General features: G+C 33.7%; 20 protein-coding genes, 2 tRNA genes and 1 pseudogene. 16 read left to right on the forward strand and 7 right to left on the reverse strand.

Translation table 11 applies throughout. The annotated features are described in order from the left end of the window. Positions 1-387: 387 nt before the first annotated feature. On the reverse strand, positions 388-969 hold the full coding sequence (locus SAGCYANO_RS20200; RefSeq protein WP_202221703.1) for a hypothetical protein: 582 nt from the start codon (positions 967-969) through the stop codon (positions 388-390). A 20-nt stretch (positions 970-989) separates the two neighbouring features. After that, positions 990-2,579 carry a hypothetical protein gene (locus SAGCYANO_RS20205; RefSeq protein ID WP_202221704.1) on the reverse strand — a complete coding sequence of 530 codons (1,590 nt, stop codon included), beginning with the start codon at positions 2,577-2,579 and terminating at the stop codon, positions 990-992. 634 nt (positions 2,580-3,213) lie between these two features. Between SAGCYANO_RS20205 and SAGCYANO_RS20210 the strand changes: the two genes are divergently transcribed. The 7 genes from SAGCYANO_RS20210 to SAGCYANO_RS20240 all read left to right on the forward strand — a co-directional run bounded on the left by SAGCYANO_RS20210 (position 3,214) and on the right by SAGCYANO_RS20240 (position 11,668). Further along, the gene (locus SAGCYANO_RS20210; RefSeq protein WP_202221705.1) at positions 3,214-5,817 is read left to right on the forward strand and encodes a dynamin family protein; all 2,604 of its coding nucleotides are present in this window, start codon (positions 3,214-3,216) and stop codon (positions 5,815-5,817) included. 767 nt (positions 5,818-6,584) lie between these two features. Continuing rightward, entirely contained in the window at positions 6,585-7,028 is a 444-nt protein-coding gene (locus SAGCYANO_RS20215; RefSeq protein ID WP_202221706.1) for an NUDIX hydrolase, read from the forward strand. Between the two features lie 486 nt (positions 7,029-7,514). Then, a complete protein-coding gene (locus tag SAGCYANO_RS20220; protein WP_202221707.1) occupies positions 7,515-7,787 on the forward strand; it encodes a hypothetical protein in 273 nt (90 codons plus the stop codon). 459 nt (positions 7,788-8,246) lie between these two features. Beyond that, positions 8,247-10,073, forward strand: a complete 1,827-nt coding sequence (locus SAGCYANO_RS20225) for an ABC transporter ATP-binding protein (RefSeq protein ID WP_202221708.1) — start codon at positions 8,247-8,249, stop codon at positions 10,071-10,073. Positions 10,074-10,338: 265 nt separating this feature from the next. After that, a tRNA-Tyr gene (locus SAGCYANO_RS20230) sits at positions 10,339-10,420 on the forward strand. A gap of 30 nt (positions 10,421-10,450) precedes the next feature. Then, positions 10,451-10,522: transfer RNA gene (locus tag SAGCYANO_RS20235), tRNA-Thr, on the forward strand. A gap of 207 nt (positions 10,523-10,729) precedes the next feature. Next, a complete protein-coding gene (locus tag SAGCYANO_RS20240) occupies positions 10,730-11,668 on the forward strand; it encodes a hypothetical protein (protein ID WP_202221709.1) in 939 nt (312 codons plus the stop codon). Between the two features lie 105 nt (positions 11,669-11,773). Here the strand turns inward: SAGCYANO_RS20240 and SAGCYANO_RS20245 are convergent, their stop codons facing one another. After that, complete coding sequence (locus SAGCYANO_RS20245) at positions 11,774-12,019, reverse strand: lipopolysaccharide assembly protein LapA domain-containing protein (protein WP_202221710.1); 246 nt, start codon at positions 12,017-12,019, stop codon at positions 11,774-11,776. Positions 12,020-12,402: 383 nt separating this feature from the next. On the opposite strand from SAGCYANO_RS20245, the gene SAGCYANO_RS45075 reads away from it, so the two are divergent. The 3 genes from SAGCYANO_RS45075 (at position 12,403) to SAGCYANO_RS20255 (ending at position 14,445) form a co-directional block, all read left to right on the forward strand. Further along, complete coding sequence (locus SAGCYANO_RS45075) at positions 12,403-13,230, forward strand: RNA-guided endonuclease TnpB family protein (protein WP_237396406.1); 828 nt, start codon at positions 12,403-12,405, stop codon at positions 13,228-13,230. A 17-nt stretch (positions 13,231-13,247) separates the two neighbouring features. Further along, positions 13,248-13,595, forward strand: coding sequence for a hypothetical protein (locus SAGCYANO_RS45080; protein WP_237396408.1), 348 nt, complete (start codon positions 13,248-13,250; stop codon positions 13,593-13,595). A 163-nt stretch (positions 13,596-13,758) separates the two neighbouring features. Then, positions 13,759-14,445, forward strand: coding sequence for a phosphate ABC transporter permease (locus SAGCYANO_RS20255; protein ID WP_202221711.1), 687 nt, complete (start codon positions 13,759-13,761; stop codon positions 14,443-14,445). 199 nt (positions 14,446-14,644) lie between these two features. Here the strand turns inward: SAGCYANO_RS20255 and SAGCYANO_RS20260 are convergent, their stop codons facing one another. The 4 genes from SAGCYANO_RS20260 to SAGCYANO_RS20275 all read right to left on the reverse strand — a co-directional run bounded on the left by SAGCYANO_RS20260 (position 14,645) and on the right by SAGCYANO_RS20275 (position 19,541). After that, a complete protein-coding gene (locus tag SAGCYANO_RS20260) occupies positions 14,645-15,271 on the reverse strand; it encodes a precorrin-8X methylmutase (protein WP_202221712.1) in 627 nt (208 codons plus the stop codon). Between the two features lie 1,322 nt (positions 15,272-16,593). Then, positions 16,594-18,447: a hypothetical protein gene (locus SAGCYANO_RS20265; protein ID WP_202221713.1), complete on the reverse strand. Its 1,854-nt coding sequence runs from the start codon at positions 18,445-18,447 to the stop codon at positions 16,594-16,596. 15 nt (positions 18,448-18,462) lie between these two features. Next, positions 18,463-18,609, reverse strand: coding sequence for a hypothetical protein (locus SAGCYANO_RS20270; RefSeq protein WP_202221714.1), 147 nt, complete (start codon positions 18,607-18,609; stop codon positions 18,463-18,465). A gap of 302 nt (positions 18,610-18,911) precedes the next feature. After that, positions 18,912-19,541: an ABC transporter ATP-binding protein gene (locus tag SAGCYANO_RS20275; RefSeq protein WP_202221715.1), complete on the reverse strand. Its 630-nt coding sequence runs from the start codon at positions 19,539-19,541 to the stop codon at positions 18,912-18,914. Between the two features lie 640 nt (positions 19,542-20,181). Between SAGCYANO_RS20275 and SAGCYANO_RS20280 the strand changes: the two genes are divergently transcribed. From SAGCYANO_RS20280 to SAGCYANO_RS50525, 6 genes and pseudogenes are all read left to right on the forward strand, one after another. Continuing rightward, positions 20,182-21,189 carry a Sll0314/Alr1548 family TPR repeat-containing protein gene (locus SAGCYANO_RS20280; protein ID WP_202221716.1) on the forward strand — a complete coding sequence of 336 codons (1,008 nt, stop codon included), beginning with the start codon at positions 20,182-20,184 and terminating at the stop codon, positions 21,187-21,189. Positions 21,190-21,604: 415 nt separating this feature from the next. After that, on the forward strand, positions 21,605-22,057 hold the full coding sequence (locus SAGCYANO_RS20285; protein WP_202221717.1) for a DUF3531 family protein: 453 nt from the start codon (positions 21,605-21,607) through the stop codon (positions 22,055-22,057). A gap of 432 nt (positions 22,058-22,489) precedes the next feature. Beyond that, positions 22,490-22,921 (forward strand): NUDIX hydrolase, encoded by a 432-nt coding sequence (locus SAGCYANO_RS20290; RefSeq protein WP_202221718.1) that lies wholly within the window; start codon positions 22,490-22,492, stop codon positions 22,919-22,921. A gap of 13 nt (positions 22,922-22,934) precedes the next feature. After that, the gene (hpxZ, locus tag SAGCYANO_RS20295; RefSeq protein WP_202221719.1) at positions 22,935-23,306 is read left to right on the forward strand and encodes an oxalurate catabolism protein HpxZ; all 372 of its coding nucleotides are present in this window, start codon (positions 22,935-22,937) and stop codon (positions 23,304-23,306) included. Positions 23,307-23,547: 241 nt separating this feature from the next. Further along, positions 23,548-23,727: pseudogene (locus SAGCYANO_RS50520) on the forward strand (tetratricopeptide repeat protein); the annotation flags it as partial. Positions 23,728-23,769: 42 nt separating this feature from the next. Next, positions 23,770-24,006, forward strand: coding sequence for a tetratricopeptide repeat protein (locus tag SAGCYANO_RS50525; RefSeq protein ID WP_375339964.1), 237 nt, complete (start codon positions 23,770-23,772; stop codon positions 24,004-24,006). Positions 24,007-24,357: the final 351 nt, after the last annotated feature.

Raw genomic sequence — 24,357 nt, forward strand, 5'->3', positions numbered from 1 at the left:
TATGAAGTACAAATATTAAAAATTAAACGTTTCTAGTGCGGGCATCTTGCCCGCGATGGGTCTACTTCATCAAAGTAGAATACGCTGTATATATAGCTCCACATTAAGATTAGGAAAAATCTCTATTACTTTTTCAATCAAATTATATTGCCCTGACTAAAAAATGTGCTGCTAGAGAAATTTTTGTTGGGTTGCGCTAAAGCTTAACCCAACCTACAGCTAGAAATAAATTTAGGTGCAAAACTCAACATACATAGCTACCTATTAAGATTAGGAAATCTTTGTATTACCTTTGAAATAAAATTATATTGTCTTTATAAAAATGTACTGTTAGAGAAGTTTTTGTTGGGTTGCGCCGCTTAACCCAACCTACGGTATTTGAATTCCCTATAAAAATCTCATCTTTTCTAACTGATTAATATCAATAATTTGCTCTACTAAACTTTGCCAATCTTTTTGAATTTTCATCCGATTTGCCATAGTCTTAAATTCCGGCCAAACTTTCTGTCGCACTTGTTCATCATTTAAAAAAATATCCCAATCATCTTTAATATCTTCAGGGCGCAATATCCGATCTACAAACTCAGCTACCATGGCATAAGCTAACTGTTTAGGCTCAGATAATAATTTATCTAAATCTGACTTACATGAATCAATTACCCCTTGATGAATTTCCTTAATTTTTATCAACACTTTTTCCGAATTTTCTGCATTTTCGGAAGTTAAACTAAGAGGATTTTTATCAGGGGTAAGTTTATTAATATATTGTCTAACTTGACGCTGAATAATACCTGCATAAGATACGTTAAAAGCGGAAATAGTTTCAAACCCTAACCTCATATTTTCTAAATCCCCTGGAATATGCTCTGCCATCCATTTTAGGAACTCAATTTCTCGCTCATCAGTTAATCCTCCTAGTTGCACTTCATCAGTTAATAATCGACCTATTTCTGATTTAATTTCATCCAAAGATTCTTGAATTTTTCCATCTAGAGATAAGAATTTTTGGATAAATCGGTTCTGATAATATGCAGATAACGACTGTAAGCTTCCGTATATGAACCAAGTTTATTTCTCTTTTCTTTGATTGGTTCCACAGACTCAGGAATAGATGAAAGTTTTTGGCAATTTTCTATAACTTTATTTAGTTCTTCTTGGAAAGTTTTATCTGTTTGATTACTTACCGACTCAATTGTTTCCAAATGTGGCTGTAAAGTATTAGTTAATTTATCCCAAAATTGCTTAAACAACTTCTTAAAAAGTCTTTTATCTCCCGCATATTCTTGTAGAGCAGAACTAGCTTTTTCTAAATCTGCTTGCAAATCTTTACTTAACTTAATCAACTGATTTTCAAAAATTTTGGCATATTTATGGTCTAACTCAGTAATATTTTCCGTCAAATACTGCAAAATTTTTTCTAACACATTTGCCGTTTCTTCTGTATTAGCACAGTCAGCAATAATACAGTCAGCAAACTCCATCCTTGTATCAGGAAGTTTATCTAAAAAACCCTGACAATTTTTGGAATTATCTCCTTGCTCCGAGTCAGGAGCAGTTTTATTAAGAATTAAAAATGACCATCTTGATAAAGGAATTGTAGGTATTCCTTTTTGCGCTTTATCATAGAGACCTACATCAGAATCTTTATCCCAATAATCTCCTCCAGAGTTAGGTTTTCGCATAAACAAAACAAAGTCTACATCTTCACTTAAAACTTTAATCATTCGCTCTACATCTCCTACCCCTGTGTCACCTAAACCAGGCAAATCTACTACTGCTATTTGACCAATATCTGAGTGGGGAAACTGAGATTCAATTTCTACTTTTTTGACAGCTAAATAATTGTAATAAACTTGTTTGCCATCAACATCATCTTGGGCAACATATTCTCTAATTTTGTTCTGGGGAATGGAAAAAATAGGTTTCAGATTCAACAAATTTTGATAATCATTATAATGTTCTTTATACCGCTTCAAATATTCATATTTTGCTTGGTCTACTTTGTTAGTAATATTGCTTGGTAATGCAGGTAAACCCCCGTTAAGAAAATCGTCAAATTTTTGTGGTGTTGTTCCTAATAATAAGTCTCCATAGTAAAGCTTAATAACTTCTTCTAGTAAACTTTCTTGGGAGTGAGAGTAGACTTTTCCTGTAGTGGATTTTGCTTGTAATTGATGATAAATAATACTCATAACTCCCGTGCAATGCTGTCCGCTACCATCGGGAATTTCATTGCGAGTTAACCCTGTTAAAGTCTGTAAAAATTTACTTTTCCCTTGCCTTGGTTTACCAACTACACCAATATTTAGAGTTTGGCGAGAAAACCGTGCTTTTAGTTTACTAATTATCGTTAAATTCGTTGTTATCTCTTGCTCTATTTGAGGCAAATTAATCCCTTGCAAAATTTCCGATGTTTGAGAATCATTAAGCTGAGGCAGAAAATTATTCCGCTCTCTAATTAGTCGTTGAATATATTGCTGTAGAGAAATCAAATGAGCCTCTACTTTTTCAACTCTCTTAGCTAGAGGTTGACGTTTTTCAATGATATTTTTAATTTCTGAGGATATATTAGTAACCATAAACTGTGTTTAAGAATGGGTTTGCATTAAGTCTTTTTATGTAAGCATTCAGCTATCAGCAGTTAGCTATTAGCAATTAATAATGAATAATTACTTCTCAGGTTTTGTCCAGGGACTTTGGCAGCAACTTTTTATTCTTTTTCAATTTCATTCAAAGGTTACTTTTACGCAGACCCAAAATTAATAGCTAATAGCTGACGGTTGTTTGCGCAGCATTCCGTAGGAAATGCTTACCTTCTTATTTAATAGCCTAGTCTAACATAGAAAAAAATTTAAAGCTTTTGTATATAGTGATTTCTCAGCTCTAAAATTTATTCAATAAAAAACTATATAAACAAAATAATCAAAACAGATTAGAAGATTTTACAAAGTTAATACAACTATGCAATTTATTCGGCGTAATATTACTTTCAATTCCTTTAAGACAACCTCGTTCTTTGATTTTATTAGGCAGACTACTGTCAATCATTTCTATTGGATTGATTCTTACCTTAAGTTAACTCATTATTCTGATTGTTTATATACAGACATCTAAATTTATCATGATAGATTTTTGTGAAATATCTTTACTCAGTAATAACTTTGATGCAGGTATAATAATAATATCTCAATAAAATCTTAAATATATATACCTATGGATACTGCAAAAATAAACACCGAATCAGTCAAGTTACTATCTGTTATTACTGGAAATAAGTTGAGTAAGAAGGATATTAATCCACCAGTATTATTTCTGGCAAATTTGGTCATCATACTGATAGGTGTTATTTATGCAGATGGGAAAGTAGCAGAGGAAGAAAGAGCGAGATTAAAAATTACCCTCCATAAATTTATTCCGCCAAAAGGAAATATTTTGGAATTAACTAAATTAATGATTCAAGGAGTATCAAAACAACATCTTTACAAAAAAATTGAGGCGATTTTAACACTAACTTCTCCTCTGTCTCTTCCAGAAAAATTGTTATTAATTTGCTTTGGTTATGAAATGTCTGCCGCTGATGGAAATATTGATGCACGAGAAAAAAAATATTTGGAAATTATTAGTCGTAAATTAGGCATTAAAACTAAACATTTGCAGGTATTAGAAGCAGGATTCACTCATCAAGAAAATTTAGCCCATAAGGCGATGGATGAAGTGGCATATTTACTCAACCCAGCACGTTTCCATCAGTTAGATAATATTTTTGTCAAAGCTGCTAGTGAAATGCTAAATTCACTTTTACCCAACTACTATCAAAATCAAAACAAAAAAAATCAGCTTCAACAAACTGTAGTTTATCAAAAGTTAAAAGAGTTTCAACAACATAAACAAAAATTGCAGAATATTTGCTCCGAAATTTATCAAATAGTTACAGTATCAACTGAGAGAGATTTACTTCCCAATACTTTAATATCTGAAGTCGGTAAAGTCTCCGAAAAAATACAATCCCAAAAATTCCGAGTTGCAGTGGTTGGAGAATTTAGTCAAGGTAAATCAACCTTATTAAATGCTTTGTTAGGAGAAGAAATTCAACCAGTCAGAGAAATTCCTTGTAGTGGCACAGTTACAGTTTTAAAATATGGCGAACAAAAGCGGGTTATTTGTCGTTATAAAAATGGTAATGAGATAGAAATTTCTTTAGCAGAATATCAGGAAAAATCTACTATTTCAGAATCAGCAGCTTTAGGAGATATGAGTCAAGAATTAGCACGCTCGGACCTAGAATCAATATTTTTTGAACATCCAGATTTAGAGTTATGTAAAAGTGGGGTAGAAATTGTTGATTCTCCTGGTTTAAATGAACATCCAGACCGTAAAATTATTACTCAAAAATTAATCAAAGATACAGATGCTGTAATTTTTTTAACTAATGCTTCTCGTTCATTAACTCAAGGGGAACGAGAGTTACTTCAAACTTTGAAGTTGCAGTTAAATGGGAATCAAATTGATTTACCTACAGATAATTTATTTGTGTTGGTGAATTTTCTAGATTTAGTTAGGAGTGAAAAAGAGCGTCAGCAAATTAGAAAGAGCTTAGAAAATTTTGTCTTTGGTGAAAAACCGATTATTGCAGATGAAAGTCGTTTACATTTTATTTCTGCTCAAGCTGCTTTGGATGCAACTTTAGAGGATAAAGAAAATGAATATTTGACATATTTTTATCATTTCACAAAGTCCATAGAAAATTTTCTTACTGTTGAGCGAGGTGTTGTGGCAATTCAGCAGTTTGTGACTAAGATTAATAATTTAATTTCTGAGGGAATAAAAGGATTAGAACAAGCAGAAAAAATTTTAGATGGTCAGGTGTATTTATCAGAGGAGGCAAAACAGAAAATATTGGAAAAAATAGGGAAAGCAAGTGAAGGGGATGTGAAAATTTTATCAACTACTGAAAAACTCAAAGATAAGAGTATTAAAAAAACTGCTGAAGCATGGGATAAATGGGCAGAAGAATTGAGCGATCGCTTATCTGAAAAAATTAATGAATGGGATTCAGAACATTCACCTCTTTGGGATAGGGAAAAAGTTATCAAAGATTATGCTGAAGGATTTACAAGTTCTCTTTCTGTAGAATTAGAAAACTGGGGGAATACAGAAGTCAAGAAAATTGTGGTGAATAATTTACAGATTCTCAGTAAAGAAGTTTGCCAAAGTTTAGAGGTTGTTAGAATGAATTTACAAGAGGTTGACGAGCAAGTAAATTCTAATTTGAATGAGCAATTTAATTTGGCAATTGCAAATATTAGAGCAGATGAGTTAGATATAAATTCTGTAATTAAGTTAGAAGGATATGATGATAATGGAGGTGGTTTATGGGAAGTATTACAATTAGGTGGTCTGACGGCAGATGCATTATTTATGTTTACAGGATTGGGAATTTTACCTATTATAGCTGGGGGAGCAGTGGCTTTGATTAGTTCATTTTTTGGTATTGGTGGTGATGAAGAAAAGGCAGATACGAAGATCAAACAACAAGTTTATCATGTAGGTTTTCAAAAGTTTCAGGAATCTTCTGAAGAAATACTTGATAAGGTTTGTGACAATATTGCTGAAGTTTTTTACACTCAATTTAAATCCGTAAGTACGGCGATCGAACAGGCAATATTGCTTTATGAAAATCTCCTAGAACAACAAGATAAAGCTCACAAAGAAACTCAGTCACAACTAAAAGTTGAAAAAGCATTTATATCTGCTAAACAACAGCAACTTACACAAATACAAAAGCAACTTGAAATAACCTTAACTCAAATTAGTTGAAGTCGAGCAACTGCTATTAACTGAAATGAAAAATTCTCATGGAAGATGGAAGAAGGAAGAAGGAAGAAGGAAGAAGGGAAAATTGCTTATGGATAGTCAACTACCGGCCACTTCGTATTTTATAACCCCAAACAATTTTCAGCACCCCCGTTGACGGTAGGGTATTAAACCTGGCACTGAAAAGATAATTTATTTACTAGAAAAGGCAATCATTCAAATATTTAATATTCCAAATAAAAATTCTCTTCCGTTATAGTTCAATACAGTTCCGTTAAGGATTTTTTGAATAGGGAAGAAAGAATAGGGAAGAAGGAAGAAGGAAGAAAGAAAAATATTGCTTTGTCTGAATTTTATAGCGGTTTTCACTCATGTTAACTACAAAAATTCTGCCTTTCCTAGGTCATGCTGCGCAAACAGCATAGCTACCTTTAAGCCAAAATTTCTGTATTCTATGTTAATGAAAACTGCTATATTATCATCTCCGGGTAATTAGAGATAAAAAAACTTTCTCTTTCTTCTTCTTTCTTCCCTCCTGACTCCTGACTCCTGACTCCTTCGTCGTTTATTCATAACTGTTCAACCGGACATAATATAAGCTTTCGATCTGTGCTAACCTTTCCTTCAACTACTATAATTAAGAGGAATATAGAACTACAATAATTGGTTAGGATTTTTTCAACCCTAAAACCCTTTTTAAAACCCTTTTAAAGTTTGTTATTCCCTGTTCCCTATTCCCTATTACCTAGCGCCTAGCACTATAAAATCAAATGAGTCGCAAGAAACCTTTTTCTCCAGAAGAATTTAAACTCCTATATTCTCAAGTTCCTAGATTAGTTGTAGAAGTAGTTGTGAAAACTGATGTAGGTGTGGCATTAACTCTTAGAAAAGATGCTGCCTGGAATAATCTGTGGCATATTCCTGGAGGTACAGTTTTTTATCAAGAATATATTGAAGATGCTATTCAAAGAATTGCCGTAGAAGAGTTGAGTATTACAGTTACAAAACAACAGTTATTAGGATATTCAGAATATCCGAGTGAAGAAAAACAACGTGGTTTTGGTTGGTCAGTAGGATTAGTATTTTTATGTACTCCTAATTCTCCGCTACCGACCGAAAATCAAGAAGGAGAAAAAATTCAAATTTTTGATTATGTTCCTGAAAAGACTGTTGAAGAACACAAGAAAATTTTGACTCAAGTTTTATCGATTTAAGAAGGAACAGAAAACAATAAATTTATATTATTAAATCTCGGACATTAATTGTATAGTTAGGCTGTTGCTAAGATTTATATCATGTCCGGTACTTATCAGGTTCATATCAGACTAAAACTCATCAGGTATGGAACCATTAGAGTAACTCTTCAGATGACAGAACTGCCAAAAAAATCCTTAACTGAACTGTATTGATCTATAGACTTATCTACTTTCCTTCTTCTTTCTTCAAAAAATCCTTAACTGAACTGTATTGACTTATAAATAAGGGATTATCGGAGATATTTGTCGTTGAAGTGAGAATATGCTTTTTTTCATCACTAATTAAACAGAAATGAGATTAAAAGTTAGGAGTTAGGAGGAATAATCTAAACACTATTTCTTAGAATAAAGCTCCATTGAAGCAGAACATTTTACCCACTCTCATATAGATCTTATCTAAACTCTTTCCATAACTCTTATTACTCGTAACATTCTTCTTGAAATTTGTATAGAACCCATTTGGTATCTATAGAGACGTTGTATGCAACCTTCTTAGGTCGTAGTGGGGAAGAATTGATGAATAAGAGTGCAATAATTAATTCGATTTTTGATGATTGGAGATGTCTATTTATATACTTCAATCTAGGGAGATGGGGAGATGGTGAATATGGGGGCAATTTTCTATCTTTTTCCCCTATTCTATTTCTCGAACTCCTAACTCCTGACTTCTTTGCCAAAAACCCTTACCTTTACAAAGATACCATCAGGGTTCTGTAATACCAGAAGACGCGATAAATTTTGGCTACAAATAATAGAAAATTGTCATGATAATTGCTCTATATTATTGCTCTTTTCTTACTTCTTCTACTTCTTCCCTCTTCCTTATAAAAAAACTAAATATTACAAAAATTTCAACTTAGATAATTAACCTTTTCTTGACTACCTTCTACCATAAATTTACTTTCGCGATCGCAACTGCTTTACTATTACGATATACTTTTATTATCCAAAATCTAAAAATAGTAAGTATTAGGTTTTATATTACATAGCGTATTATGTGTGTAGTATAATTAATATAGCACTACGCAAATAGGGCGCGGACATTTATAAATGCTCAAAGTTAGTCAGGGATAACTTCTAACTTGTACGGGCGAATGGCCATTCGCCCCTACTAACTTCTGACTTCTGACTTGCGTAGCGCTAGCTGTGCCTCTAAAAATATTTGATAGTAGAATTATGGCAACTTTTCGGGACATCATTAAATACTACCAGGCATACCTACCACTTTCCATCTTAGGTATCGGAGCATCTAGCGCCCTCGAACTAATTGATTTAATAGTTCCTTATGCCATCGGTCAGACTTTGAACATACTTTCAGACCGTCCCACAGACTGGCCAATGGAAAACTTGATTGGAGCAGTCTCCAATCTAACTGGACTACCAAGCAATCAATCATTATCCCTATCAGTGACATTAGGACTAATATTTTTAGTCAGCATCACCAAAGGTCCAACTATGGCTTGGTTAGGACACTGGTATCACTGGGTAGTTCCTCTAAAAGCACGTCGAGACCATTTCCAAAACGCCGTCAAAAAAATCCTCACCCTACCTATAGAATTTTATGATGAAAATAACCCAGGACGGATAGCCAACCGCATTTCTAAAGGAGTCTTAAACCACACTTGGACTTATCCTGAAATTGCTGGTGTATTAATACCCAAATTAGTGCGCGTACTAGGTATTTTTATCGTCATCTGTTTAATAGAATGGGAGATTGCTATTCTATTCTTAATTTCTTTTATCTTTATTCTCAGTTTTACTACCAAAATCCTTCAAAATCTTATCAAAATAGAAGTAACTTTTGATAAGTATGAAGAAAACACAGAAAGTCATAATTCAGAAATTATTACCAATATTAAAACAGTCAAAGCATTTGCTACAGAAACTCAAGAACTGCACAAACAAACCACCCGAATTAACCGCGCTCTCAAAGTTATTATCTATCGAATTCATCGAGGCTATGTTTGGCTATCTATGTATCAGACAACAGTTGTTCAACTTTGTCTTTTCTTCATTCTGGGTTTAACATTATCAGCAACATTGTCTGGCGAAATTTCTCTAGGATATTTCGTGACTATATATACCCTAGCAAGTATGGCTTATGCAGAGATAACTCCCCTTAGTCAGCTAACTGAAGAATTTGTCCGTCGCTATGCTTCAATGATTCATTTCCATGAATTTATGCAATTACCTATAGGTTCTGATGCTGCTAATTTATCAGGAGAAATTGCCAGTTCGTCACAGATTAATGCCTATAAATTTACAGGAAAAGTAGAGTTATCTAACTTAAGCTTTGGCTACAATCCAAACCAATCTGTTTTAGAAGATATCAATCTCTTAATTCAACCTTGTCAAACAGTCGCTTTAGTCGGAAAATCTGGCTCAGGAAAATCTACTTTAGTCAAATTAATATTCAGATATTTTCAGCCAAATCAAGGCAAAATTTTAATTGATGGAGAAAATATTAATACTCTGGATATTACAGGTTATCGACGTAGATTAGCAATTGTTCATCAAGAAGTAGATATATTTAATGGCACTCTATTAAGTAACTTGATTTACGGTAATCCTCAAGCAACTTTTGCCCAAGTTAAAGATGCTTGTAAAATTGCTAAAGCTGATGAATTTATTGAACAAATGCCTCAAGGTTACTATACAGTTGTTGGTGAAAGAGGAATGCGATTATCCGGTGGTCAACGACAACGTATAGGAATTGCTAGGGCATTATTAGTAGACCCAGATGTGCTAATTTTTGATGAGGCAACTTCAAGTTTGGACTATGAAAGTGAGCGATCGATTCAGTTAGCAATGCGTAATATTTTTGGTACTCGCACTACAATTATTATTGCCCACAGATTAAGTACAGTTAGGGAGGCGGATAAAATCGTAGTCCTTGACCAAGGTAAAATTGTCGAAGTTGGCAGTCACGAAGAATTATTAGCTCAAAAAGGTATTTATCGCCGACTACATTCGTTACAAGAGACTGGAGAATTAATAGCTTAAGTCTGGCAGGAGGAAGTGAGGAAGTGAGGGAGTGAGGGAGTGGGGGAGTGGGGGAGTGGGGGAGTGAGGGAGAAATTAAAAAATATATCTTCATCATTACTATGCAGGACTCCCCTTACCACTCATACTTTTTCAACAAACCCTAACTATTATTTCTTCCTGTTCCGGTGTTCCCTCTTCTAGAAGAGATGTCTAATAAACTTTTTTCCAAAAAACTATTGCAATAAATTTTTTTTGTGTTATTATTTATAAATGTGAGTCGTAAGGGTCGGTGCCCGAGTGGTTAATGGGGGCGGACTGTAAATCCGCTGGCTATGCCTACGCTGGTTCAAATCCAGCTCGGCCCACTCACAAATAGGAAGGATTGAAAGAAAAATGCCCGTGTGGCTCAGTGGTAGAGCACACCCTTGGTAAGGGTGAGGTCACGAGTTCAATCCTCGTCACGGGCTTGGGAAAGAATTTATATTATTTATAATTAAGGATATAATACATTAATAAGTAGGTTTTGCTTTTTTCAATGATATTATAGTTATGGTTAGAACCAGATGAAAAAAGCTTAAAGTCCTAGATAGTTATGTCATTAAAGCTATAGTATTTTAAGTAAAGTTATACATATCTAGCTATCAATAAACTAAGTATTTTTTGGGGAAGGTGGTATGACACCTACAAAACTTTCAGATTCAGAAAAATTAGAAATTGTTGAGCTGTATCAAACTACAGAAGATAATACTATTACTCTGGCAGACCGTTATGGAGTAAGTAGTTCTACTATTAGACGTATATTGCAAAGTAACATACCAGAAGATGAATATAAAGAGCTAGTTCAACAGAAGCAAAAACGTCCATCTCGTTCCCAAAAAAATAATATTGACCAGGATACAACAGATGATTTGGATGAGTTAAAAGTCAAGGAAGACTTAGATCGAGAAGTATTGGATGATGGGGAAGATGGATCGGGTGAAGTAGTCAAAAAAAGACGACGACGGTCTTCTTCATCTAATAATCCTGAGATTTATCGGCCAACAGAAGCTCCTAAATTATCTTTAAATTCTCAAGAAAAGCAAAAATCAAGCGATCGCTTTGAGAATAGTTACGATTTGCCAAAGGAAGAAATAGAAGAGATTTTAGCAGCAGACCTACTAGAGCAAACCCAGAACCTAGATGATTTTGAGGATGATGATTTAGAAGATTTCGGCCAGGAATTTGAAGATGAAGATAAGTTTGACGAAGAAGAAGAGGATGTAGAAACATCCTACAATCTGTCTATTCAAAATCCCAGTTACTCTCAAGTTAAAATTTATCCTCTCACAGAATCTGCTCTGCCAAAAATTTGTTACTTAGTAGTAGATAAATTTACAGAGTTAGTGACTAAACCTTTGATGGCCTTTGGTGAACTAGGACAAATACCTATGGAAGATTCTCAAGAGAGAACTTTACCAGTTTTTGACAATCACCGAGTAGCTCATAGATTTTCTACCCGCAACCAAAGAGTGCTGAAAGTGCCTGATGGTAGAATGTTGCAAAAAACTTCAGTATATTTACAAGCAAAAGGAATTACTCGACTACTAATTGATGGTCAAGTATACAAGTTGTAGTAACTACTATAATCTCCAGAAAAGAGGGAGTAGGGAGTAGGGGAAAAAAATTGATAATTTCTGTGCTATATGGGCACAGGTTATTTTCCATAATCGAAAATAAAATCAAAAATCTTCTTGATGCTCTTTCGTTTGTCCAATACCAAACAGAGGTGGTAGGAGAATGGAACTAATAATAACTCCTACACTCACACTAAAAGCCAAAATTACTCCGATAGGCATCTGGATGGACTGGAAAGCCATAAATTTCAAAGATATTGGGGCAGAATTCTGGACTGAGAAGATTGCAATACCACTCACCCACAATGCCAGAATTATACTACTGAGAATTGGCGAAATGAATTTTTGCATTAAAAAATCAGCTTGGTAAACGGGATATAACTAATTATCACCTTACCATGAATTACCTAAATAACACGGGAGCATGAAAGCCATCGTCTTTTAAGCGATGGATGAAAGGCAACTCGTCGGATTTTAATCCGAAGTATTTTATTTTACCGAAAAGCAACGTTGAAGGCCCCCGTGTTTGAACCAAGGGGATGAAAACAAGGTAGTCGTTTGGACTAGACAACTAAAGTTTTCCTCTGTTACTATGATTGACAATAACTTTTCGGTCCACCCGTTTCAAATGTACTCTTGTCAGCAAGTTTTAGTAAATAAAAATCCTGAATTAATTGCTATCTTAACATTCTTATGTGAACAGTCTCACAAGCTAACTAACATGGGAATATATTATGCCAGACAATTATATTTTAAGTCTCACAAAACTCTGGGTAAGTATGACTTGGAAAAAGTTTACAAAAAGAACAACCACTATAAAGTTTTATATTCGCTCTTCAGCACAACAAATATTGAGAACTGTAGCCGAATCATTTCACTCTTATTATGGTCTAATTAAAGCCTATAGTGAAGGTAAAATCACAAATAGACCAAGGATTCCTAACTATAGAAAGAAAGGAGGATTAGCTACAGTTAGTTATCCGGCTCAAGCATTAAAACTCAAAGGTAATCAAATCAGAGTGCCACTAGGCAATACCTGTAAGCGCTGGTTTGGTCTAGATTGCTTCTTAATTCCCATTCCTAGTAATCTAGCATTTTCTGCTATTAAAGAACTGAGAATATTACCAAGAAATAGATGCTTTTATTGGGAATTTGTTTATGAAAAAGAAGTAGTAGTTAAACCTCAATTAAATCAAGAAAATGTCTTAGGAATAGACCATGGTGTAAATAATTGGTTGACCTGTGTATCCAATGTAGGTACGAGCTTAATTGTAGATGGTAAACATCTCAAATCAATGAATCGTTGGTACAACAAACAAGTATCAACTCTTAAAGAAAATCAACCGACTGGATTTTGGTCAAATAGGCTAGCTGCCATTACAGAAAAGCGTAACCGCCAAATTCGTGACGGTATTAATAAAGCAGCCAGAATAGTCATTAACCATTGCTTAAAAAATCAGATTGGTACAATAGTTTTTGGTTGGAATCAAGGTCAGAAAAATCAAATAGAATTAGGAAAAAAAGTAATTCAGAATTTGTACCAATTCCTACAGCTAGACTGAAAGAAAGAATATCTCAATTGTGTGAAGAGTATGGGATTATATTTATAGAAACTGAGGAAAGTTATACAAGTGTTGCTTCATTTTTAGATGGTGACAATCTTCCTATTTATGGTGAGAAACCCAATGATTGGAAACCATCAGGAAAAAGAATAAAGCGTGGTTTGTATAGAACAGGTAATAATTGGTTGATTAATGCAGACTGTAATGGGGCTACAAATATAATCGCAAAAGTAAGCAGAAAGCTAGGGTTAAACTTAAGCCGACTGTGTAGGGGCACTTTGACTTGTCCCCAGAGAATATATCTTTGGTCAGCTAAGAACAGACGGAGCAACATGGATTTATCCTGTTGCGTAGTATCTGCTTAGAATCCCCGTGACTTGAGTCCGGGGAGTAGTCAAAAAATTCTGACTTCTGACTTTGTTAGTCCTCCTATCAAACTTCTGGCTTTTGAATTCTGACTTCTGACTTCGTTAATCATGTACTTTAGTCTAAAATTAAATCAATTCATCTAAACTTTGAAATTTATAAATGCTAGTTCCTCTAACTCGTAAAACATTTGAACAACTAATTCCAACTGTAGCTACGAGCGACCAATATAAATATTATTGGGGAAAATTCTCTGATGTTTTGAAACGAGCTTTAATTTCTGCTGTTGCAGTTTTGACCATTGTTTTAATTAACGTATTTGCTCATAACGATGGAGACCCTTTATTTTTACTAATTGGTATCACAGCAGGTCTTTATTGGTTTTGGGGACCTGTTTTATTAGCTAGTCTTCGCAATATAGAATGTAGGCGATACCCATATAGTGGTCTATGGCAAGGACGAGTTTTAGATGTATATGTTACAGAAGAAGTAGTTGGTGAAGAAGAAACAGTTAATAAGAAAGGGGAACTAATGATAGTAGAAAATTTAGAGCAACGAATTAATTTAGAAGTAGGCGATAAAACAGGATTTGTAACTGAAATTCAGGCTCCACTGCGCCGTCATCATCAAGGCGTTTCTAGAGGTCAGGTAGCTGTAATGTTAGTGATGTCTTATCAAGAAGATTTAGGAAAAATTGTCAAAAGTTCAGATGTTTATCTTCCTACTGTAAATCTTTGGGTTAGTGATTATCCATATCTTAGAAGAGATGCTTTTATTGAAGTAATTAATCAGGTACGCTCATCTCGTAGAAAAAGTAAACAGCCTCAACCAAGTAATATAGAATATTGAAGTAGCACTCAGCACTCAGTTTCTCAAGGTTTATAATGGGGGTTTTAATCCCACATGAACACACACCACTGGCTTTTTCAAATATAGTGGGGGACTTAAACCCTTGAATTTTTAGCGCTCTAGCTAAATGCTATTTGTGGAGCATTCCGGAACGGAAAAGCTGAAAGCTGAAAGCTGAAAGCTGATAGCTGATAGCTAGTTAATTACCTTGACCTTGTTGACCATAAGCTTGCCAAGCTAAGTCCACTAAACCATTAATAATAGCCATTGCTACCACAGCACTACCCTTACGACCATCAATTCTAATATGAGGAATCATCGAATCGTATAAACGTGACTTAGCTACATCCACCCCCACAAAACCAGAAGGAGTACCAATAACCAAAGCAGGTCTAATTTCCTCAGCTTCAATTAAGTCAACAATTGCACAGAGGGCAGTTTGAGCTTGACCTATAACGAAAATGCCCTCTGGATAACGTCTAGCTAAAGTTTCAATTCCCCAAGCTGCCGTAGTTTTTTCCTTCTGGGGTCTAGTTATAGCATCCATTGAACAATAAACAGGATTAACAAAGGTACTTTGAATTACTGGCGCAATACCCACCTGAACCATTGGCACATCTACGACAATAGTTGTACGAGCAGCTAAAGCAGCAGCTCCAGACTGTAAAGCATGGTCAGAGAAACTAATTAGAGACTTATATTCAAAGTCTGCCGTAGCATATATTACCCGCCTCACAATTTCGTACTCCGCAGGAGAGAAGGCGTGAGGGCCTATTTCTCTGTCAATAATTCCTAAGCTTTGGGCATCTGTGATGTGCCATTCCATATTAAATTATTCCCCTGCCTGAAATAGTTAATTAAAATAAAGATTCAAAAAAATGAAAATATTAGCATTTAATAATACCCTGGAAGGGCAAAATTTTAAATAAATCTCCACAACTGTAAATCTATACTTTACTTTATAGATATCAAATTAGCTATCAGATTTATATAGATATGTTTATTTGTTCTTTGTTGGGCCTTAATTTATATTGGTAAGCGGTTCGCACTGGGTTAATGAAGATGACTTATATAGTCAGGAGTTAGGCATTTTTGGGTCTTAAACACTATGTATCTATAACGTTATAGTTTTGGAACGCTATATATGATATTCAGGAGTTAGGCATTTTTGGGTCTTAAACACTATGTATCTATAACGTTATAGTTTTGGAACGCTATATATGATATTCAGGAGTTAGGCATTTTTGGGTCTTAAACACTATGTATCTATAACGTTATAGTTTTGGAACGCTATATATGATATTCAGGAGTTAGGCATTTTTGGGTCTTAAACACTATGTATCTATAACGTTATAGTTTTGGAACGCTATATATGATATTCAGGAGTTAGGCATTTTTGGGTCTTAAACACTATGTATCTATAACGTTATAGTTTTGGAACGCTATATATGATATTCAGGAGTTAGGCATTTTTGGGTCTTAAACACTATGTATCTATAACGTTATAGTTTTGGAACGCTATATATGATATTCAGGAGTTAGGCATTTTTGAGTCTTAAACACTATGTATCTATAACGTTATAGTTTTGGAACGCTATATATGATATTCAGGAGTTAAGCATTTTTGAGTCTCAAACACTATGTATCTATAACGTTATAGTTTTGGAACGCTATATATGATATTCAGGAGTTAAGCATTTTTGAGTCTTAAACACTATGTATCTATAACGTTATAGTTTTGGAACGCTATATATGATATTCAGGAGTTAAGCATTTTTGAGTCTTAAACACTATGTATCTATAACGTTATAGTTTTGGAACGCTATATATGATATTCAGGAGTTAAGCATTTTTGAGTCTTAAACACTATGTATCTATAACGTTATAGTTTTGGAACGCTATATATGATATTCAGGAGTTAAGCATTTTTGAGTCTTAAACACTATGTATCTATAACGTTATAGTTTTGGAACGCTATATATGATATTCAGGAGTTTGGCATTTTTGAGTCTCAAACACTATGTATCTATAACGTTATAGTTTTGGAACGCTATATATAGTTTCTCTGCGTAAGTCGTGATTGTGTTTCTCCTATTTTTTAACAAGTTGAGGGATACTCGACACAGCATTAATAAGCAGTATTATTTCCTACTCCGCATTATTCCAGCCATCAATTGAAGCCATCAAAACATTAACTGCTGGATGGTCTATCAACTCCTTAAAAGCTTCTTTTCCTCCCTGTTTTAAAGCTTCAATTATTCGAGATTTCAGAGAGGGATTTTTCTCAATTTCCTGCATTACTTCACCTACAATTATTGCATTTTCCGTAGGAGTTGCAGAATAGTCCGGTTTAGACAATTGTTGTAATAATTGTTGAATTTCTTTTGCTGCCTCAGCTAAATTTTGCTTTTGTTCTGGGGGGTAATTATATTGATTTTGAGTTGCTGTGTATATTTTTCCTTGACCAGTAACGCTATTAATATTAGCACCATCACCAGTATTAATATAAGGGTTATTTTCGTTAGTCATATTTAATCTCCTTATTTCACTATTGACAAAAATGTTAGTACCATGAATTTGATACTCAGTAGTTGTCTGTTTAACAACCTTTTCTGAATTGTTTTCCAAATATTGGATAATGTCGTCAAACTTGACTTTTATTGCTTCATATTTATTCTGCTCCTTAGCTTCATCAACTATACTTTCCAGAGTTGAAAAGACTTTCTCTAAATATTTTGTAGACGGTTCTTTAACGGGAATTACAAGCTTTTCTTGACCAGATATTTCTGTTAAAGGTGGCAAGAATACTATGCAGGGGAGTTGGTCTTTACGGATACCTAAATCTTTTGCTATTTTGTAAGACTCATTTCTATTAAAAGGTTTTGCACAAGAAGACTCTTTAAAATAAGGGCTGAGAGGTTTAAATCTTTCATGTAGCATTGATAAAAGCAATTCCTTCCAATACTTTTTCAATCGTTTACAATTAATTCCCTTTTTTTCTAGTACATATATGTAGCACCAATCACCAGTTAGGTCGTCAAAATGGTCATAGTGATTATTTACATAGTCTACTATTTCTGAATTTATATCTGTGTAGAGGAAAATTCCTTTGACTAAACTAATTGAGTTGTTCTTGTTACTGAGGTTTTTGTCAGTAATTATGATGCTTTCATGTATGGTTTTATTTGTAGGGATGAAACTCAATATTTCTTGGTATAAGGCTTTGATTTTAGGTACGTGAGCTGGCTTTTTTTTAGGTTTATGATAAGAGTAGTCCATTAAAAATTGATGAATTACAGTAGTGATAAAATCTGTACTGTTCTGTTCGATTAAATTTAACTCCATTAACTCAATTAACCTTTGATATTGAGCCTTAATTAGAAAAGCAAAATCAGACTTACGATTACCTCTTAGAACAAAGAAAATATCTCCAATTATTGTATTCTGTATTGCTCCATACATTACCTTGATTGCAAAGATAACACTTGTCCTATCACTCTGAGCTAAATTTGATTTTACTAGCCCCACTAATTTTAGGTAATGTTGCTCAATTTCAATTATTGATAGAATATTTACCTCGTCCTGCGCAGCTATATCTCGCTCAATTAAAAATTCAGCTAGTTCAATTAACTTTTTATGTACCAGCTCAATTTTAGATAAAATAGACGTATTTTCTTCGGTTGAATTTAACTCAATTAACTTAATTACTTGCTGATTGACTGCCTCAAGTAGAGACTCAATTATAGAAACACTGCTAGTTGTTTTATTATTGGTTTCATTTAACTCTATGAATATAATAAGTGATCTAATCCGTCGTTGGTATTTTTTCTTGATTTTAGAAGTAATTTCAAAATACAACCTTTCAAAAAAATCATCTTGATCTTGCTCAGGATTTGATATCCTAAATTCATCTACATCTAATTTAAAAGATAATTTAAGACACTTTCTGAATTCGGATAACAATTTATCTACTAACAATTTATCCACATTCTCATCACTCATAATAATTACCTTCAATTAATCCAACTTCTTAACAACCAACAACTCATTCCCTTGATCGTAGATCGCCTTAACTACTATTTCCCAATACTCCCCTGGTTCAAACGGTGCGCTGGTAGTACCTGCCAAATGTTCCAACACCGAATCTTCATAACTACTTTTCAATTCTTTCTTGATACTATCCCAAACATTTGTCCTCTGACTTCAAACTTCTGACTTCTGACTTCAAATGAGCGATCGCCTCTTGATAACTTTTATCTAAATTTCAGGAGACATTGATAGTAACAGGACTTACGCAAAGACACTGTGTATAGAGTCCAGTAACTATTGGACAATAGTTATGAGTACTATATATAGCGTATCTGCGTAAGTCCTCAGTAATGAAAAACCAGCTCAATTAACTTATAAATTCTAAATTCTAAATTCTAAATTCTGAATTCTCAATTCCCAATTCTAAATTCTGAATTCTAAATTCTACATTCCAAGTTTCCTTTATTTAAAGTCCAACATTTATCAGCTATGGGTAAAAGGTCACTAGCATCATGGGTAACAATCAATAAACTCCAATGATTTTTCAATTTAGCCAGTAAATTGACAAGTTGTTTTCGCATTGACCAATCTAATCCTGCTGTTGGTTCGTCTAACATTAATAGATGAGGTTGCCTAATTAGTTGTACTGCTAAAGCGAGGCGACGTTGCTGACCTCCACTTAAAGCATGAGGTGATGTACTTAATAATAGGTCCTGAAGTCCTACTTCTTCCAGAGCAGAGGATATTTGTTCTGGCCGTATTTCTGGATGGCCTAATCGTAATTCTTCGAGAATAGTAGCACCACAAAAATGTCTCTCTGGGAATTGAAATACTAAACCACCGAGTTGTTGTAGATGTTCGGAGGTTAATTTTTGGTCTCGCCAGCAAATTTCTCCTTTAGAACATTCAGCTAAACCAGCTAATATTTCTAATAATGTAGTTTTGCCGGAACCGCTACGACCGATAATTAGTCCCATTTGTTGAGGTGCTAGTTCCAGATTTATATTTTTGAGAATAGGGGTGGTACTAGCTGCTGGATGATAATGTAGGTTTTTGAGATAAAGCATTGATGAAAAAGGAAAAAGGAAGAAAGAAGAAGGAAGAAGGGAGAATTTAATTTTCTGTATTTACCAAAAAATGAGGTCTAAAACCTCCCATTTCAAGGAGATGAAAAAAAAATAAACTTCAATATTTCAATCCCAATACTTCAAGCAGAGGTACTGATAACTGATAACTGATAACTGAAATGACCCCTTGTTCTTTTAAATATCTTTTTTATTGTTTCTACTCAGAAATTTTTCTGAGTTTGGGTTAAAACGTTTTCTGGATTTAGATGAAAATTGTCTAAAAATTTATATATAATCTAGCTTAGATAATAACATAGAACGTAAGCATTCAGCTATTAGTCATCAGCTAGCCTCCTCCGGAGGAACTGCGTTAACAGCAATAATATCCTGTGCTTAAGAAAGAGGTTTACATGAATATAGACTTTGGAACTGACTTTTGTAGTAAGATTTTTTGTTTCTCAATTAAGAAAGCTTTGATCACTAACTAAAAGCAATAGCTGATAGCTGATAGCTGACGGCTGTTTGCGCAGCATTCCGCAGGAAATGCTTACTATAGAACATCACAAAATCAACTCTAGTAGTAAATTTCTCTATTAACAACCTAACCAGCCTAAAAATCTAATTAGTCTCAAAATAACTTATGCTAAAAACTTCATTGATTTGGTGTAAAGAAATTCCATTTTTGAAACAAATATCAGTTCTTTCTAGTGCTACTTTAATCTGTTTAAATCTATTAGTAAATCCAGCAATAGGAGACCCATTTCGCAAAAAAAATCCTATTGAAATAGGAGAAAAAACTGAAGCTGCTTTTAAAGCAATGTTTGAGGAAGGAGATTATAAACAAGCAAAAGATTATCTTAAAATAGCTGAATCTGAAGAGATAAGTGAGCCACTTGTTTATGCAATGATATCTTCCTTACATTACTTAGATGAAAATTGGGAATCGTTAAAATTGTATGCCCAGAAAACTACTGAAGTAGCAGAAAATTTAATTGCAATAAATCCAGTTCGCGGTAATATTTATGCTGCAACTGGTCAATTTCTAGAAGGTGCTTATATTATATCTACTGAAGGTACATTAAAAGGCGCTCCAAAAGCTCTGGAGAAACTTCGGAAAGCTTTGAATCATTTTGAAACAGCAGAGAGAATAAATTCATCAGATCCAGAGTTAAATTTGCTCAAAGGATATATGGATTTAATGTTGGCTGTTAATTTACCATTTTCTGACCCGGAAAAGGCAATAAAAACATTGCAAGAAAAAGCTTATCCTCATCATTTAGCTTATCGAGGAGTGGCAGTAGCTTATCGAGATTTAGACAAACTTGAAAAAGCTTTGGAATATGTGGATAAAGTTTTGTTAGAAGTTCCAGATAATCCCGAAGTACATTACCTAAAAGCACAAATTCTAGTTGCTCAAGCTCGAGATAAAGATAATGATTTATCAATGAGAAAAAAAGCTAGGGAAAACTTTGATATGGCTTTGGAAAAGTCAGATAAAATGCCAAGACGTTTGGTAGCACAAGTATTTTTTGAACAGTGTAAAAATATTAATAATATAGATGATGGTAAACGACCTTGTGACCCAATGCGAGATGCTATTAGGGATGGTTCGGGGACATGGGGACCAACAGAATTACCACTGCTTTAAAGTAGCAGTTAGCGATCGGCAATCAGGAATCAGCACTCAGCAGTAAATGTTTAGAAGGGGATTTAAACCCCAAGTAGGGGCTAATGGCCATTTGCTGACGCAAAGCTGCGCTTTATATGTTGCGGAGCAAAACGCCCCTACAAGTTTATAGCTGTTTGCGGAGCATTCCGGTATGGAAACGCTAATAGCTAATAGCTAGTTAAATTGCTAATTCAAAAGTATAAATTTTTAACTAAAGTTAATTTTTTCTATAACAATTCTTGAGGTGGCTATAGAGAAAATATCTGGGAATTAAGAGAAAAATGTCAGGATTAATAGTTTTTTATCCTGGAAATTTTTGATAATTTATACTCAGATTGTTATATTGATAAATCACTCGAGTTAGTCTAAACAAAATCAGGCATGAAAAATATTTATGGAAATACAATTTCGCGAATTTAATCCTTTTGATGTGTGGATTTGGTTAGAGTTTAGCACTGTTCCTTCAACAGCAGAAAAGCATTACATAGAGGAACTATTTGATTCCTGGTTTTTATTAGGAAAACTAGGTGGCTTTAATGCAGAAAATCTACAGGTTCAAGATGCAGGAATAGAAGTTAGTTATATGGAATATAGTCAGGAAGTTGCGGGTCAAAGTATGATGGCTGTTATGCACAATATGGGAGAAGTAGAATATGAAGGATTTTGGGGTCGTTGTTGGTTTGATTTGGGAACTAGCGATGCTTTAGCAATAGATATTTTGACTAATAGTTTTCAACGATTAGATGAAGAGTTTGTCAAAATAGAAAAGCTTATTATTGGGGGGCAAAATGAGGATTGGCCTGTGCCAGAAAATAATGATGAAATGGGTTTTTATGATAATAATTGATGTTCAAAAATTAAGAATTTAGAATTAAGAATTTAGAATTACCTCTTCTTATAAATAAGAGGATTGGATAAAAGGATTTTTTTTCTTTTCTTGGTCTCATGGATATGGCGCAGGTTTCCTCGCCATCCCACCCAACGGGTGCGCTGCGAAGATCGACCGCTTTTTTCTCCATGAATGGAGAGGCTTTATACCTGAATTTTTCGGTAATTTTCTATTTTTCTATATTGTTAAAAATTAACCAAATTGCTCTTTTTTACCGAAAAATTGTGGTTGAAAGCCTCCTCTTTTAAGAGGGTAAAAAGAAAAATTTTCCTTTGAGTCAATCCTATCTGTTTTAAAGGAGAGGTAATTCTAAATTATAAATTCTAAATTATAAATTCTTGAATGACTTATCTTTCCAAGTTACCCTTGATATTTATCTGAGAAAATTATATGAGTAAGAAGAATAAAATTAGGGTCTTAGCTTTGGGTTTAATTAGAGATGGCGATCGCTTGTTTATTTCTCAAGGTTATGACTCTGTAAAACAGGAATTTTTCTATCGGGTTATGGGTGGGGGTGTTGATTTTGGAGAATACAGTCGTGATGCTTTACAAAGAGAGTTTCAAGAAGAGATTCAAGCTGAATTGACTAATATTAAATATCTGGGTTGCATGGAAAACATTTTTATATTTAATGGGGAGGAAAGACATGAGTTAATTCAATTATATAAATGTGATTTTGCCGATAAAAAGTTTTATCAAAGAAAAGAATTAACTTTTTGGGAGAAGGAACGAAAGAAAACCGCACTTTGGATTTCAATAGATAGATTTAAGTCTGGAGAATTGAAAATAGTTCCAGAAAATTTTTTAGAGTATTGTGATTAGGAGAATCATTAAAATGGAGATTAATATTCCTGATGTAGTTACAGAAGTAACAACAGTATTTGAGGAATATGAAGCAGCTTTGATTGGTAATAATGTCAATATTTTAGATGAATTATTTTGGCATAGTCCTTATACTATCCGTTATGGAGTTAATGCAAATCTTTATGGGTATGAGGCAATAGCTGCTTTTAGGAAAGCTCGCGGAAAGGTTAATTTAGAGCGGGTATTGATGAATACTGTTATTACTACTTATGGTCGAGATTTTGCTACAGTAAATACTGAATTTCAACGTCAAGAAACTGGAAAGGTTGGTAGGCAAAGTCAAACTTGGATGCGTACTTCTTTTGGTTGGCGAGTTGTGAGCGCTCATGTTTCTTTTTTATAGGGAAGGAAGAGGGAATATTTTTCCTTCTTCCTTCTCTCCTAGATAACTAAAGCCTTCTTCCTTCTGCTATAAAGTAAAAAATCAAATTTCTGGAGATAGGTATTTGAAGTAAGATGAATCTAAATTTACAAGATAAAAAAGTTTTCAACAGGGTAATAAATCTCAAAATTATACTCCATCAAGTCAAGTCAAAAACTATTACTCGGAGTTATGGAAATCTGAAGAAAATGATGTTGATGCCATTAATAAATTAGCAGAAACTTATTATAATCAAGGAAATTTTACAGAAGCGATCGCCCTCTGTCATAGAATTTTAAGAAATCAACCAAATTTTGCTCCAGCTTATAAAACTTTAGGCAACATACTACAAGTACAAAATAAAGTAAATGCTGCGATTCGTGCTTATTTATTAGCGATAAAGATTAATCCGAAATTTGTTGAAGCTATTGTAAATTTGGGTAGTATGTTTTATAAAAAAGGGCAAATTGATGAAGCAATGATTATCTATAGAAAAGCAATTAATCTCAAACCAGATATAGCAGCAGCTTATTGGAATTTAGGCAAAATTTTAGAACAAGAAGGTAGATTTTACGAAGCATTTTTTTTTCAAGAAAGAGCTTTAGAAATTCAGCCAGATTTAGTTAAAAATACTCAAAACAATCATCAAGATAGTCTGTTTAAAAAGTGGCATAGTCAATAGAATTAAATAGGATATCCTGAATATTTTTTTGGCAAAGGTAGTTCAACAATTAATAATTAATAATTACCTTATAGACAAGTTAATAAATTTCATAATTCTGTGCCACCTCACATAAAATTGGTATAAAACCCAATACCTAACACCTAATTCTGTGCAGCCTCAAATAATTTTTGTATTAGACATTTATAGACATTTATTATCTGTTTTTTGTCTAGAGGCCAGCTATTAATTTTTCCAAATCACTCTAGCTATTTTTCCTTCTTACTTGTTTTTTGTAAAAAAGTAATTGTTATCATCATAGTCATTCTTTGAATGGCAAAATTAGATGTTATCTTTACTTAATTGACCGAA

The sequence above is a fragment of the Okeania sp. KiyG1 genome (genome assembly GCF_014132355.1).
Taxonomy (GTDB): domain Bacteria; phylum Cyanobacteriota; class Cyanobacteriia; order Cyanobacteriales; family Microcoleaceae; genus Okeania.

Coding starts and splice junctions, on each gene's coding strand:
- SAGCYANO_RS20210 (WP_202221705.1), top strand. CDS start 3,214: ATGGATACTGCAAAAATAAACACCGAATCAGTCAAGTTACTATCTGTT.
- SAGCYANO_RS50525 (WP_375339964.1), top strand. CDS start 23,770: ATGTTTTATAAAAAAGGGCAAATTGATGAAGCAATGATTATCTATAGA.
- SAGCYANO_RS20240 (WP_202221709.1), top strand. CDS start 10,730: ATGACACCTACAAAACTTTCAGATTCAGAAAAATTAGAAATTGTTGAG.
- SAGCYANO_RS20205 (WP_202221704.1), bottom strand. CDS start 2,579: ATGGTTACTAATATATCCTCAGAAATTAAAAATATCATTGAAAAACGT.
- SAGCYANO_RS45075 (WP_237396406.1), top strand. CDS start 12,403: ATGCCAGACAATTATATTTTAAGTCTCACAAAACTCTGGGTAAGTATG.
- SAGCYANO_RS20285 (WP_202221717.1), top strand. CDS start 21,605: ATGGAAATACAATTTCGCGAATTTAATCCTTTTGATGTGTGGATTTGG.
- hpxZ (WP_202221719.1), top strand. CDS start 22,935: ATGGAGATTAATATTCCTGATGTAGTTACAGAAGTAACAACAGTATTT.
- SAGCYANO_RS20255 (WP_202221711.1), top strand. CDS start 13,759: ATGCTAGTTCCTCTAACTCGTAAAACATTTGAACAACTAATTCCAACT.
- SAGCYANO_RS20225 (WP_202221708.1), top strand. CDS start 8,247: ATGGCAACTTTTCGGGACATCATTAAATACTACCAGGCATACCTACCA.
- SAGCYANO_RS20290 (WP_202221718.1), top strand. CDS start 22,490: ATGAGTAAGAAGAATAAAATTAGGGTCTTAGCTTTGGGTTTAATTAGA.
- SAGCYANO_RS20265 (WP_202221713.1), bottom strand. CDS start 18,447: ATGAGTGATGAGAATGTGGATAAATTGTTAGTAGATAAATTGTTATCC.
- SAGCYANO_RS20260 (WP_202221712.1), bottom strand. CDS start 15,271: ATGGAATGGCACATCACAGATGCCCAAAGCTTAGGAATTATTGACAGA.
- SAGCYANO_RS20280 (WP_202221716.1), top strand. CDS start 20,182: ATGCTAAAAACTTCATTGATTTGGTGTAAAGAAATTCCATTTTTGAAA.
- SAGCYANO_RS20275 (WP_202221715.1), bottom strand. CDS start 19,541: ATGCTTTATCTCAAAAACCTACATTATCATCCAGCAGCTAGTACCACC.
- SAGCYANO_RS20215 (WP_202221706.1), top strand. CDS start 6,585: ATGAGTCGCAAGAAACCTTTTTCTCCAGAAGAATTTAAACTCCTATAT.
- SAGCYANO_RS20245 (WP_202221710.1), bottom strand. CDS start 12,019: ATGCAAAAATTCATTTCGCCAATTCTCAGTAGTATAATTCTGGCATTG.